We start from the raw sequence: 11,740 nt of genomic DNA on the forward strand, positions 1-11,740 counted from the left end.
ATAAGCCGTATAATCCATACGAACAGTGCAGATCAGTGTGCGTGATCCAAAGATCCCTGAAAATAAATAATAGACAGGAGAAAAAACACAAAGGCCTGAACAAAGGCCACAAAAATACCCAGCGCCATAATGGGCAGCGGGGCAAAGTAGAGACCGGCGAGCATAAAAAGAATACCCAAAACCAGCTCGTGTCCCATCATGTTACCGAAGAGACGGAAAGAGAGGGAGAGAACCCTGGCCAGATGGCCAATGATCTCAATGGGCATAATCAGAGGAACCATCCACCAGACCGGGCCCATAAAGTGCTTCACGTATTTAAAACCGTGGTACTTCACGCCGATATAATGGGTAAAGAAAAACACAACCAGGGCACAGGCACCCGTGGTGTTGAGGGTGGCGGTGGGCGGAAAAAACCCAGGCACCAGACCGATCATGTTGGATACAAAGATAAAAATAAAAATGGTGGCTGCAAGGGGAGTAAACCATCGTCCCTCTTCCCCCACCGTTTCCACAAGAAAATCCTCCAAACCACCGACCACAATCTCAAAAAAATTCTGGCCTTTCGTGGGAATCAGCCCTGGCTTTCTGGCCGCCAGAAACCCGAAACCTGCAAGCAAAAGCATCACCAACCAGGTGTACATCACATGAGGGTACTTGTGAGCAAAATGGTAAAGAGCCCCGTTGACATCGAAAAAGTCAACCAGAAACAAAAAGGGATGTTCCATGGTTACACCGCCTCCCTAAAGATGAGTTTCATCAATTCGCACACCGTTGCCAGAGTCACACTCACCACGACCACAGAGAGTCCGAGAATGAGACCCAACGGATCCACAAGATGCTTTGAAATGAGGAAAAAAATTATAACCGCACTTATCAAAAACCTGACGTAGTACTTAGCCAGGATTACATTCCCCGAAGAGAGATGGGTGGGTCGAAGCCCCTTTTCCAGAGTGCGGGAAAGGAGATGAAAATTGATGGTGACAATGAGTCCGCCGCAGGTCACCCCCAGGGCCACATCCGCAGAAAAAATGATCGGCCCGAGAACGGCTGCCAAGGCAAGAATCACCCAGTTGGCCCGGGTAACAAATCCCAAAATTTTCTGCTGAATCCCCATGCGTATGAAAAACCCTTTCGCCTAAATCTTTTTGCTTCTTTTGATCGCCAGAAGAAGATTTCGAAACGCCGCTGCGATTCCAAGGCCGAGAAATATCAGCATCAAAACCGGTGTGGTTCCGAAATGTTGATCCAAAAAGATGCCGATGCCAATGCCGAGCAGTATTGAAATACCTACCTGAAGCCCCAGGCTGCTGTAATACGATAGCTCCTTGAATATTTGAGCAATCTCTTTATTCAAACGTTTTACCCCCCCGGCTCCTGAAGAAGACTTTTTTACAAGTCAATACAGCCTTAAATCACCTATCATGGGCATTACTGGAAGTCAATTCCAAAGAGCACTGAACATCCTAGTTTTTAAAGACTTATACTCTCCAATATGTAAGATATTCAGATCTGGGCACCCCCTCTGAAAGCCAACCACCCGATCCTGCGTGTAAATCCGACAACGACGCGTGTCTAAGCACAGGATAGAGCCCCACCGAGGATTCGCCGATCACCAAAACGTAAAGGATCAGATAAACTCGACCTTCCCACAAGCCGACTCACCGGACACTTCGCCCACCATGGCGGCATTTACGCCCAGATCTTCCATCACAGCAAGGCAGGCCTTCGCCTCATGAGACGGCATCGCCACCAACAGCCCACCGGAGGTCTGGGGATCAAAAACAAGATCGCCGTAGCTGCGGGAAACCGAGGCATACAGCTCCACAGACTCTCCGCAGAAATCACGGTTCCGATAGGCCCCTGCAGGAAGCAACCCCATCTCCGCATAAGCAAGGGCCCCTTCCATCACCGGCAGGGAGGAGACAGAGAATACAAACCGTTTTTTTGCCCCCCGAGCCATCTCCAGACTATGACCGGCAAAGCCAAACCCAGTGACATCGGTACAGGCCGTGGGATGAAACGCCGCCAGAGCCTCGGCGGCCCCTTTGTTCAATGTGGCGCAGACCCGAACCAGCTGATCGGACGCTTCTGTGCCCGCCACCTGCCCCTTAATAGCCGTGGAGAGAAGGCCGCTGCCCAGAGGCTTGGTCAAGATCAAGACATCGCCAACCTTTGCCCCTCCGTTGGTCAGCAGGCGCTTGGGATGCACGATGCCGGTGACAGAAAGGCCGTATTTAAACTCCGCATCATCCACGCTATGCCCGCCCACAAGACAGGCCCCTGATTCATGGATAGTCTCGAGCCCCCCGGCAAGGGTCTCGGCCAAAACAAATTCCGGCAGACTCTCCGTGGGAAAACAAACAATATTCATGGCCGTCAGAGGGCGCCCCCCCATGGCGTAGACATCACTCAAGGCATTGGCCGCAGCGATGCGCCCGAAATCATAAGGGGCGTCGGTCACCGGCGTCAAAAAATCAAGGGTCTGGATCAGCGCTGTCTCCTCGCTCAGCTGATACACCCCTGCGTCATCGGCCCCCTCCACACCCACCAGGAGCTCAGGAGGATGGCTCACCTTCAACCCCTTTACCACGCGATCCAGAACCCCTGGATCCACTTTGGCCGCTCAGCCGGCGGCCTTTACTTTCTCTGTCAAGCGTATCGTCTGCCGTTGATCCGTCATACCGTCCCCTTTCATTTATACCGTAATGGTTCGGGCATCAAAGACCGGCCCATCGATGCAGACATGCCGATACGGTTGATCGGTGTCACTGGATTCCACCACACACCCCATACAGGCCCCCATGCCGCAGGCCATAATCGTCTCAAGGGAGAGCTCGCACAGAGCCGAATGCCCCTCCATCAGCCGGGCAACACCCACCAGCATAGGATGGGGCCCACAGGCATAAACCTTGGAAGGACTCTTCTCTTCAAGCAGACGCGCCATGGGCTCAGTGATGCGCCCCTTCTCGCCCGCCGAGCCGTCGTCCGTGGTCACCACCACAGGAAAACCCAGGGCACGAAAGGCCCCTTCCGCCAGCACATCATCCTGGGTCCGCCCCCCGATAAAAACGGTGTGGTCTGCGGGTTTCGCTCCACCCGCTACCATCCGTCTGGCCAGAAGAAGCATGGGCGCAATGCCGATACCGCCCCCGGCGAGAAAGGTGGACTCGCCCGCCTCGGGTTCGGTAAACCGATTCCCCAAAGGCCCGAGCATACTGAGCACCTCGCCCTCTTTCATTCCGCCGTAGACCCGGGTGTTGGCTCCAACCACCTTATACAGAAGCACCACGATGGTCTTTCCGTCCCGCTGTGTCACGTCATGGATGGAAAAGGGTCGCCGCAACAAAGTGCCCCCCCGTTCCGCCTTGAGCATCACAAACTGACCGGGCATGGCGTCGTTATAACGCTCCGGTGCCTCAAGGCCCATGTGGTAGTATCCGGGGCTCACCTCCCGGTTCCAAAGTAGGGTGCAATCGCTAAGTTTCATCGTGATTCCATTGATTTTCAAAATTATTGGGGGGCCAACGACGTGATGCCGATGACCGTTGCCAAGCGGCCGGTTGTGTGATTCCGCCGGTATGAAAAATAGTGTTCTGCATCGCATCGGGTGCAGAGCTGCGCGGCTGCAATATGAGAGGCCTTCAGGCCAGCGTGACACAGCTGATCCCGACTGATAGCCCAAAAGTCAAAGTGGTTAAACCCCACCCGATGGGTATGAAAGGCCTTGGGCAGTTCATGTTTGTAATGGGTAAACTCAGCACAGCAGGGCCCAAGGGACGGTCCGATCCCAGCCAGCAGATCCGCAGGACGACACCCGAAGCGCTCTTCCATCACCGATACGGTGGCTGCAAGAACCCCGGCCACACTGCCACGCCATCCGGCATGGGCATTGGCCACCACCCTTTTCGTCGGGTCCACAAGGACCACGGCCTGGCAGTCGGCGGTGAGGATGGTCAGCATCGCGCCGGGCCGATCCGTCACCACGGCGTCCGCTTCTATCGGCACCACACCCGGGCCGGTATGGACATGCACGGCGTTGCCGTGAACCTGAGAGAGCGTCACCAGCTCCTCACCGCCGGACTCGATCAGAATCGCCTTGCGGTTGGCGGCCACCACCTGGGTATCATCGCCTGAGGAGACCCCGGCATTAAGACCTTTATAAAGCCCTTCGCTGTGCCCTCCCTTGCGCGTAAAACACCCGTGAAAAAGCCAGGACATCCTGGAAAAAGCGGGAAAACGATCATAGACCAGCCCACCTGAATACATTCGCTCCATGGAGACCTCCCCTTTAGAAACATGGGTTCGTCACATACCGAGGTGCGGAGAACCCATCAAAACAACACATGACGCCACACGTATCATCATGTCTCTGTCAATTTCCTGCTGTAACACATGGGACGCCGTTCTTCAAGGCAAGGAACAAGGGTCCTGAAGGCTGTCATCTCCTCCGATTCCATGGCACCCACCACCTCACCCTCCGCACTCCCGGCATGGGCCAGCGTTTCACCCAGTGGCGAGACAATCTGCGAGCCGCCTTTATAGACCAACCCCCCGGACCGCCCAACGCGATTCGCCCCGACAACAAAACACTGATTCTCGATGGCCCGTGCCTTCAGCAAAGCCTCCCAGTGAGAAAGGCGAGTCGCGGGCCACTGGGCCGGGATCACAAGAATTTCCGCCCCGTCCAGCACCAATCCCCGGGCCAACTCTGGAAACCTCAAATCATAACAGATCATCAGCCCCAGCCGGCCTATGGAGGTGTCAGCCACCACCGCCTTTTGGCCTGCGGAGAAATGGGCATCCTCCCCCGTTGGAGTAAACAGATGAAGCTTGCGATACCCGCCCTTGATCTCACCGTCCCGGTCCACCACATGGAGGGTGTTGACCACCGCGCCATCCACCACCTCGGGAAGGGAGCCTGCCACGACCATGCGCTCTCGGGCAGCCAGGGCTTGAAGCCTCGCAAGAATCCCTGGAGTACTCTTCGCCATGTCAACAAGATGTGCGTGATCGAATCCACAACTCCACATCTCCGGCAACACCGCCAGATCACACCCGGCTTCGGCCAGCCGCATTATCCCCTGAAACCCACGTGTGAGGTTCGCTTCAAGCGCCCCCTCCACCACATCAAACTGCACGATCCCGGCCACAACCGATGAATTCATTTCAACCTCATATTTATGTCTCTACGAGTCCGCGGTAAAAAGAGCCCGCACAGGAATGCAGGCAAAATAACCTGTGTGAATTTATGCAGCCCCCCTATCCCGCCGAGCAAAAACCAGGGCCGAAACCTCGGCGGCTCCATGTTTTTTCAAGACCGTGGCACACGCCATCAGGGTGGAGCCGGTGGTGAAGACATCATCCACCAGAAGGATCCGCTGGCCCTTGACCTCCCTACCGGGGCGCAGCTCAAAGGCACCTTTCATGTTCTTTAATCGTGCCTTTCGGGTCAAACCCGCCTGGGGGGTGGTGGCCCGCCTTCGACGCAACAACCGGTGGCAGACATCCAGCCCCGCCTCCACCTCAAACGCTTTCAGGAGGACAGACACCTGATTAAACCCGCGTTTTCGCAACCGTTTACCATGCAGGGGCACCGGAACCACCAGATCAATATCCCACCTTTTCGTCTCATCGTCCAGATGGGCATGCAAAGCCCTGGCAAAAAGAAGGCGCCCCATGGGAGGCGCCAATGCTCGCTTGTTCTGGTATTTAAGAGCCCTTACAGCCATGGCAGGCCCGCCATCGTGAAGGAAGAGGGCTGTCATGCGAGATAGCGGGCGATCTGGATCCATACAGGAGCCGCACAAAGGCGGGTCGCAGACCGCCCCTGCCAAAGGCATCCCACAGGCCGTGCAGCGTTGGCCCGAAGGCTCTTCCGCACCCCCTCGACACAAGGTGCACATCACAGGACAAAGCGCCCTGTGAAAAAAGGAGACCAGGTCCTCTCCCCCTGTCCGTGGCAGACCACCTCCACGCTCCCAGGGAAGCAACACCCCACAGACCCGACACCGGGGCGGAAAAATCAGGTGCCGCATCATGAGCCCCAAAGCGGAAACCCACCGCAGAGGAAAAACCAAAGAATGATGCCTCCGGCGGCAAGGTGAGCCACCTTGAAAGCTGGTTTTTACGGCGCTTTTTTTCCTCACCATCAGGTACCCACGCGACCCTTCCGAAAATGATTATCCGGCGTCGCCTCTCTGACGAACCACCTCGTACATCACGAGGGAGGCCGCCACCGAGGCGTTCAGGGAGTCCACCACGCCTTTAAGGGGAATGGAGACGATGAAGTCGCACCCCTTTTTAACAAGAGGCCGAATCCCCTTGCCTTCGCTTCCCACCACGATCCCCAGAGGACCCGTAAAGTCACCGCCGAACAGAGAACTCTCCCCGTCGGCATCCAGACCCGCAAACCAGAGCCCCTTTGCCTTGAGCTCCTCCATGGTTTTGGCCAGGTTGGTCACCACAGCCACCGGCATATGTTCCAGAGCCCCGGCGGACGCCTTGGAGACCAGGGCCGTCAACTGAGCCGATCGATCTTTGGGCACCACCACCCCATGGGCACCGGCGCAATGGGCCGAGCGCACAATGGCCCCCAGGTTCCGTGGGTCTTCAATACTGTCCAAGAGCACAAGAAACGGCTCTTCGCCCCGCTTTTCGGCCAAAAGCAGAACATCTTCCGGTGCCACACCGGGAAGGGATCCAGCGTCCAGGGCCGCCCCCTGATGGTGGCTGGTACCGCAAAGTTCTTCGAGCATGTCTGCCTCTACGCGCTTCACCGGCACCTTCTTCTCCCGGGCGAGCGTCTCCAGCTCATCCACCCGACGATCCCGTCGGCCCGATGCGAGAATCAGCTCACGAATCTGGCGCCTTCCGGCCTTTAAGGCCTCCATGACCGGATTGATGCCATACAGAAGGCCTGCCGCAGGTTTGGGCCGCGTGTTTTGCTTTTTATTTTTTATCATGACGCCACCCCGTCACGACAGCCCTTCACGACCGCCACAAAAGCGGCCACCGCCTCTTCCAGGCCATCATTGATGATCACATAGCGATAAAAATCGCGCTGATTCATTTCACCCACGGCATTCTTCATCCGTTTCTTGATGGTTTCAGGCGTGTCCGTCCCTCTCTTCTCAAGACGAGCCAGAAGCTCCTCCTCAGAGGGGGGCATGATGAAAATGGTCACACACGAGGGGAGCGCCTCACACATCTGACGGGCACCCTGCACATCAATATCAAGAAGCACGTCGATCCCCTTGGAGACGGTCGCTTCCAGGGTTTCAAGGGAGGTGCCGTAATAGTTGCCATGCACCTCGGCCCATTCAGCCATGAGCCCTTGCTCAATACGCTCTTGAAACGCTTCTTTGGCTATAAAATGGTAGTCCACCCCATCCTGTTCTACGGCCCGAGGGCGCCTGGTGGTGTGTGAAATGGAGTAAGTGATGTCGGGATAAATCTTTAAAAGCTCCCGACACAGGGTGGATTTGCCAGCACCCGACGGCGCCGACACGATATAAATATTACCTCGTCGTTTCAAAATCTCTCCTGAAAAGGCCTACTCGGCCTTCTCCTCTTTCCCACCGTCCCGAAGCTGGGCATACCGCTGGGAGATAGTCTCCGCCTGAATGGCTGAAAGAATCACATGGTTGCTGTCCATCACAATAATCGAACGGGTCCGTCTGCCATGGGTGGCGTCCACCAGCCGCTTGTCATCCTTGGCATCGTCCTTTAATCGCTTCATGGGTGCCGAGTTGGGAGAGACGATGGCGATCACATGCTCCGCCACCACGCTGCTTCCAAAGCCAATATTCAATAACGCCTGCTGTTCCATAATCATGTCCAAAAAATAAAAAAATGATGCCTCCGGCGGCAAGGTGTGCCACCTTGAAAGCGGGTTTGCGAATGCGCATCGGGAGGTGCCTCTTGAGACTGTAATGCCTCCGCATTCGCCCGAAGTATGCCGGTCAGCAACCTGCTTTTCACTTGCGACTCATGGGCTGACATGAACCGGAATCACTCCGGCGGCAAAATCTACCACCTTAAAAGCTGAATCACGAATGCGAAGCGGGGATCATTCTCAGGTTCCCGAAGATTTGCATTCGCGCACTGAGAGGCGGGATGCGTTTGCGTCACGAGCACATCCCGCTCAGCGCTTCCGGCAGGATCGCCGGAGGCGCTTTTTCTTAAACCTCTATGACAGGGCTTCTGACGCCTTACTCAATATTCTGGACCTGCTCGCGCATCTTTTCGAGTTCAGACTTCACGGAGACAATGGTATGAGCGATCTCGGCCTTCCCGATTTTGGAGCCCATCGTGTTGAACTCCCGGTTGAACTCCTGGAGCAGGAAGTTGAGCTTTCTGCCCGCCTCTTCGTCTCCGGCCATGATGGCGCGAAACTGAAGGATGTGGCTTCGAACCCGGGTAATCTCCTCGGAGATATCGCTTCGATCGGCCAGAAGAGCTGCCTCCTGAGCGATCCGCGACTCATCCACTTCCACGGTGCTGCCACAAAGGGTAGCGATGCGGTCCAACAGGCGTTCCCGATAAATAGCAGGGAGCGCCCCGGCCCCCTCCTCAATAAGATCCAGGGCAGCTTCCACGTTGTCCAGCCGCTCCCTCAAGTCATTGGCCAGAAACTCACCCTCTTTGGCCCGCATGGCATCAAGCCCTGCAAGGGCTTCCACCAGGCATGATTCCGCCACGCTCCAGTGGTGATCGAAATCCGTTTCAATCTCTTTGGGAACCACCAGGCCATTGATGTGCAGCAGCTGGTCCAGTGTCACCTCGGCGTCGATACCAGCCGCCTTGGCCGCCTCTTTCAAGGCCACGCCATAGGCTCTGGCCTTGGCTGTATCTGCTTTAAAAGCGATGGCTTCGTCAGCTTCATTTCGAATCACCACACGGGCTTCCACCCGGCCTCGTTCCAGCCGTGCGGCGATCACGCCGCGGACCTTCTCTTCAAACCGGCTGTACCCGTGAGGGACCTTAATGTTGGCGTCAAGAAATCGGCTGTTATAACTGCGGAGCTCCACTTCGGCCGTCACGCTGCCGTCCATTTTATCCGCCCGGGCATAGGCAGTCATGCTTTTTACCATTGGGGTATCTGTTCCTTTTTTTGATGAAGTAACACATCATATCGCCTGCGGACGTCGGTCAGAAAACCGATCATCGACGGCTCGGTGTAATCGGGAAAAGTCCAGGGCAAAGGGCGAAACGCCCCCGCTCTGTAAGTCAGGGTAAGGTCTGCGAAGATCCCCTTACCGATATAGATTTTGTGCGTGTAATCCTTGGCTGAGGCCAGCACAAACCGGGAGTGAAGAAGAATTCCGGGGTCCAAGTTCACCCGCCGGTTTCCTTCTGTTGAAAAATCATCCTCTATAGTATTGGTGCACCGCTTGATATCAGCCAGTGTCTCCTGACCCACCAGGCGAGAAAAAGAGAAGACCCTTCGGAAAAGAGGCCCTCCCATCTCCTTTTTATAATAGGAGGTATCGCTGAAAGGCATCCAGCGGCTCACCATGTCCACGGGGCCGAACCGACCCACCAGGGCGGCGGCAACGCCTGAAAGCAAGCGCCTCTCTTCGGTCAGCACGCCGATAACCAGCTTTGCTGGTAACGTCTTTCCCGGTTTCATGATCTATGCCAGGGGCTTGGCCTCTTCGGCCAGCATCACCGGGATACCCTCTCTGATTTCATAGACGACCTTGCAGGCAGCACACACCAGGCCATCGCCGGATTCATTAAGTTCCACTTTTTCTTTGCATTTCGGGCACGCCAGAATTTCGATCAGTTCCTGAGAAATCGTCATGAGACTATCCAATTCAATGTATTATAATAAGGCCAACAACCCCGACAGAGACACAACCTGCGGTTTAAGCTCTTCACAGATCATGTCCCCGCAGATTCGGCTGGATTACACGTTGCTTTTTCTGCAAATAGTTATCTATATCAGATGGGCTTGCCCCACGCAATGCCGGGCTTACCCACCCAATACCCATTTAAATTGACACACCCCGACGCTTCTCCTATCATTATGAGTTTGTTGTTCCCATATTTTTTGATGATCCCATCAAAATTTCAGGGAGCCAGGCCTGCACCGCCCGAGGCGTAAGCTAAAACGCCGTTACGTCGCCAGCCTTACGGCGCCATCAACCCACAATTCCCAACGGGTGACCGCACGCTCTATTCAGGCGCCACCCCGGAGCCCGGAAACCATGACCCTTTCACTCTTCTCCGGCACTGGCCTTGCCCTTTCGGCCTACAACCTTCTCTGGAAGGCCGCTGTGCCCCTGACCCGAAACCACAAGCGCCTCAAAGAAGGGCATGGACAGCGGACCCTCCGAGAAAACAAGCTCACCCCGTCAGATATCTGGATCCACGCCGCATCGGCCGGAGAAGCCTATATCGCGGCCGAACTGGTGGCAATGCTGACAGGCCCTGACGCCCCATCCATTCTCATCTCCACCCACACCCGGCAAGGCATGGAGGTTCTTGAGCAACGCCTTGCGGCCATGGGCTCCACGCAGGTAACGACCTGCTACGCCCCCTTTGACGCCCCCAGCCTGATGAACCAGGCGTTTCACCAGGTAAACCCCAGCCTTCTTGTCCTCGTAGAGCTCGAGCTCTGGCCAGGCATGCTGGCCGCAGCCAAAAAAAACGGGACCCCCATTGCCGTCATCAACGGTCGTCTGACCCCGTCAAGCTTCAAAGGCTATGCCAGAGCCAGAAAACTACTGGCTCCCCTGGCCCCAGAGTTCATTTCGGCCATCTCGACGGCGGACGCCCATCGTCTGGCCTGCCTGTTTCCTGAGACCCCGATTGAGGTGATCCCCAACATCAAATTTGACAGGATTCCTCCCCCTGACACCCCCCTCGACACCCCAAGAGCCCTCTTCCCCGGTGCCGAAACACGCACTATCTATCTCCTGGCGTCCGTTCGGGAAGAAGAAGAAAACACCGTGATGGCCATGTGCCATGCCCTTCTCAAAAAAGACGAAAAGGCCCTCATCGCCTGGTTTCCACGCCACATGGAGCGGGTGGAGCCCCTGTGCCAAAACCTGGTGCAAGACGGCCTTCCCCCGATCAAACGTTCTCAGTGCAAGAGCATTAACGCCAACCAGTCCCTCCTTGTCTGGGATCGTTTCGGAGAGTTGGGAAGCGCCTTTTCCCAGGTCGATGCTGCCTTTGTGGGCGGCAGCTTCGCCCCCCTGGGCGGTCAGAACATGCTGGAACCCCTGGCCTCAGGGCTCATTCCCGTGATGGGGCCATCCTACAGCAACTTCGCCTGGGTGGGAGACGACCTGAAGGACGCCGGGCTGCTGAGGATCTGCGCCACCCCTGACGAAGCAGCGAACCAGCTGGTCCGCATTGCCCATGAACCCGCCACCCGAAACGACCGACGCCTCCAGTTCCAAAAGCTCATCGAAACCCGTCGAGGCGGAACAAAAGCCACCTGCCGTCATCTCACCCGACTGCTGGGCACCCAAGACAGGCCAGCGCAAAAATAACGCCACCGGCGGCGAGGTGTGCCACCTCGAAAGCGGGTTTGCGAATGCGCATCGGGAGTCGGAACTCGGAACTGAAAAGCGTCCGCATTCGCGTGAAGGGCAAGAGAACGCACAGTGCGTCGCAACACCATGAGCTATAGGTTGGCAAAATCCGACTCAGCCGTAGACTGTAACCGAAATAACTCGGGCGGCAAGGTGAGTCACCTTGAAAGCGGAATTACGAGTGGTCACAGATC

At 56.2% G+C, this 11,740-nt stretch carries 15 protein-coding genes; 1 reads left to right on the plus strand and 14 read right to left on the minus strand.

Features of this window, described 5'->3' with window-relative positions; translation table 11 throughout:
* Positions 1-32 precede the first annotated feature (32 nt).
* The 14 genes from atpB to Q1Q75_RS07590 form a co-directional block, all read right to left on the minus strand.
* Positions 33-725 (minus strand): F0F1 ATP synthase subunit A, encoded by a 693-nt coding sequence (gene atpB / locus Q1Q75_RS07525; protein ID WP_300668804.1) that lies wholly within the window; start codon positions 723-725, stop codon positions 33-35.
* A gap of 2 nt (positions 726-727) precedes the next feature.
* Positions 728-1,093 (minus strand): ATP synthase subunit I, encoded by a 366-nt coding sequence (locus tag Q1Q75_RS07530; protein ID WP_300668807.1) that lies wholly within the window; start codon positions 1,091-1,093, stop codon positions 728-730.
* Between the two features lie 42 nt (positions 1,094-1,135).
* The gene (locus Q1Q75_RS07535; RefSeq protein WP_300668810.1) at positions 1,136-1,354 is read right to left on the minus strand and encodes an AtpZ/AtpI family protein; all 219 of its coding nucleotides are present in this window, start codon (positions 1,352-1,354) and stop codon (positions 1,136-1,138) included.
* 273 nt (positions 1,355-1,627) lie between these two features.
* Positions 1,628-2,680: a selenide, water dikinase SelD gene (gene selD / locus Q1Q75_RS07540; protein WP_300668813.1), complete on the minus strand. Its 1,053-nt coding sequence runs from the start codon at positions 2,678-2,680 to the stop codon at positions 1,628-1,630.
* Between the two features lie 15 nt (positions 2,681-2,695).
* Positions 2,696-3,487, minus strand: a complete 792-nt coding sequence (locus tag Q1Q75_RS07545) for a dihydroorotate dehydrogenase electron transfer subunit (RefSeq protein WP_300668816.1) — start codon at positions 3,485-3,487, stop codon at positions 2,696-2,698.
* A gap of 23 nt (positions 3,488-3,510) precedes the next feature.
* Complete coding sequence (gene pgeF, locus Q1Q75_RS07550; RefSeq protein ID WP_300668819.1) at positions 3,511-4,275, minus strand: peptidoglycan editing factor PgeF; 765 nt, start codon at positions 4,273-4,275, stop codon at positions 3,511-3,513.
* An 86-nt stretch (positions 4,276-4,361) separates the two neighbouring features.
* Positions 4,362-5,165, minus strand: coding sequence for a carbon-nitrogen family hydrolase (locus Q1Q75_RS07555; protein WP_300668822.1), 804 nt, complete (start codon positions 5,163-5,165; stop codon positions 4,362-4,364).
* An 81-nt stretch (positions 5,166-5,246) separates the two neighbouring features.
* Positions 5,247-5,792 (minus strand): ComF family protein, encoded by a 546-nt coding sequence (locus Q1Q75_RS07560; protein ID WP_300668824.1) that lies wholly within the window; start codon positions 5,790-5,792, stop codon positions 5,247-5,249.
* 387 nt (positions 5,793-6,179) lie between these two features.
* Positions 6,180-6,962: a 23S rRNA (guanosine(2251)-2'-O)-methyltransferase RlmB gene (rlmB, locus tag Q1Q75_RS07565; protein ID WP_300668827.1), complete on the minus strand. Its 783-nt coding sequence runs from the start codon at positions 6,960-6,962 to the stop codon at positions 6,180-6,182.
* Entirely contained in the window at positions 6,959-7,534 is a 576-nt protein-coding gene (gene gmk, locus Q1Q75_RS07570; protein WP_300668830.1) for a guanylate kinase, read from the minus strand. The genes rlmB and gmk overlap by 4 nt, the downstream gene beginning before the upstream one ends.
* Before the next feature lie 18 nt (positions 7,535-7,552).
* Positions 7,553-7,828: a DUF370 domain-containing protein gene (locus Q1Q75_RS07575; RefSeq protein ID WP_300668833.1), complete on the minus strand. Its 276-nt coding sequence runs from the start codon at positions 7,826-7,828 to the stop codon at positions 7,553-7,555.
* A gap of 382 nt (positions 7,829-8,210) precedes the next feature.
* Complete coding sequence (locus Q1Q75_RS07580; protein ID WP_300668836.1) at positions 8,211-9,080, minus strand: YicC/YloC family endoribonuclease; 870 nt, start codon at positions 9,078-9,080, stop codon at positions 8,211-8,213.
* A 5-nt stretch (positions 9,081-9,085) separates the two neighbouring features.
* On the minus strand, positions 9,086-9,631 hold the full coding sequence (locus Q1Q75_RS07585) for a DUF4416 family protein (protein WP_300668839.1): 546 nt from the start codon (positions 9,629-9,631) through the stop codon (positions 9,086-9,088).
* Between the two features lie 3 nt (positions 9,632-9,634).
* The gene (locus tag Q1Q75_RS07590; RefSeq protein WP_300668842.1) at positions 9,635-9,805 is read right to left on the minus strand and encodes a Trm112 family protein; all 171 of its coding nucleotides are present in this window, start codon (positions 9,803-9,805) and stop codon (positions 9,635-9,637) included.
* Between the two features lie 406 nt (positions 9,806-10,211).
* Here Q1Q75_RS07590 and Q1Q75_RS07595 point away from each other — a divergent pair, with 406 nt between their 5' ends.
* Entirely contained in the window at positions 10,212-11,504 is a 1,293-nt protein-coding gene (locus Q1Q75_RS07595; protein ID WP_300668844.1) for a glycosyltransferase N-terminal domain-containing protein, read from the plus strand.
* The last annotated feature ends 236 nt before the right edge of the window (positions 11,505-11,740 follow it).

The organism is Desulfoluna sp. (genome assembly GCF_030145185.1).
In the GTDB taxonomy this organism is placed as follows: domain Bacteria; phylum Desulfobacterota; class Desulfobacteria; order Desulfobacterales; family Desulfolunaceae; genus Desulfoluna.

Bases quoted from the DNA above. Each gene is read 5' to 3' on its own strand.
- atpB (WP_300668804.1), bottom strand. From the start codon at position 725: ATGGAACATCCCTTTTTGTTTCTGGTTGACTTTTTCGATGTCAACGGG.
- Q1Q75_RS07545 (WP_300668816.1), bottom strand. From the start codon at position 3,487: ATGAAACTTAGCGATTGCACCCTACTTTGGAACCGGGAGGTGAGCCCC.
- pgeF (WP_300668819.1), bottom strand. From the start codon at position 4,275: ATGGAGCGAATGTATTCAGGTGGGCTGGTCTATGATCGTTTTCCCGCT.
- Q1Q75_RS07555 (WP_300668822.1), bottom strand. From the start codon at position 5,165: ATGAATTCATCGGTTGTGGCCGGGATCGTGCAGTTTGATGTGGTGGAG.
- Q1Q75_RS07560 (WP_300668824.1), bottom strand. From the start codon at position 5,792: ATGGATCCAGATCGCCCGCTATCTCGCATGACAGCCCTCTTCCTTCAC.
- rlmB (WP_300668827.1), bottom strand. From the start codon at position 6,962: ATGATAAAAAATAAAAAGCAAAACACGCGGCCCAAACCTGCGGCAGGC.
- Q1Q75_RS07575 (WP_300668833.1), bottom strand. From the start codon at position 7,828: ATGGAACAGCAGGCGTTATTGAATATTGGCTTTGGAAGCAGCGTGGTG.
- Q1Q75_RS07580 (WP_300668836.1), bottom strand. From the start codon at position 9,080: ATGACTGCCTATGCCCGGGCGGATAAAATGGACGGCAGCGTGACGGCC.
- Q1Q75_RS07585 (WP_300668839.1), bottom strand. From the start codon at position 9,631: ATGAAACCGGGAAAGACGTTACCAGCAAAGCTGGTTATCGGCGTGCTG.
- Q1Q75_RS07590 (WP_300668842.1), bottom strand. From the start codon at position 9,805: ATGACGATTTCTCAGGAACTGATCGAAATTCTGGCGTGCCCGAAATGC.
- Q1Q75_RS07595 (WP_300668844.1), top strand. From the start codon at position 10,212: ATGACCCTTTCACTCTTCTCCGGCACTGGCCTTGCCCTTTCGGCCTAC.